General features: G+C 51.9%; 1 rRNA gene. It reads left to right on the top strand.

Going from position 1 to position 561, the window contains the following annotated elements:
* Positions 1-561 (top strand): 23S ribosomal RNA (locus tag AC5WOE_RS20000); the annotation flags it as partial.

Genomic DNA, 561 nt, shown 5'->3' with positions numbered 1-561 from the left:
TTGATCCGGAGATTTCCGAATGGGGAAACCCACTTCTCGAAGGAGAAGGACTGCCACCTGAATTCATAGGGTGGTCAGAGGCAGACCGGGGGAACTGAAACATCTAAGTACCCCGAGGAAGAGAAAGAAAACTCGATTCCCTGAGTAGCGGCGAGCGAAATGGGAATAGCCCAAACCAAAGGGCTTGTACCTTTGGGGTTGTAGGGCATCTCATATGGAGTTACAAAAGAAGTGGTTAGGCGAATTGGTTTTGGAAGAACCAGCCAAAGAGGGTAACAGCCCCGTAGCTAAAAACCGCTTCTCTCCGAGATGTACCCTGAGTACCGCGGGACACGTGAAACCCCGTGGGAAGCTGGGAGGACCACCTCCCAAGGCTAAATACTTCCTAGCGACCGATAGTGAACCAGTACCGTGAGGGAAAGGTGAAAAGCACCCCGGGAGGGGAGTGAAAGAGATCCTGAAACCGTGTGCTTACAAGCAGTCGGAGTTCCATGAAGGAATGACGGCGTGCCTTTTGTAGAATGAACCGGCGAGTAACGGTTGCGTGCAAGGTTAAGATGA

The organism is Shimazuella sp. NTD248 (assembly GCF_059510395.1).
This window is presented reverse-complemented; position numbering and strand designations above follow the sequence as displayed.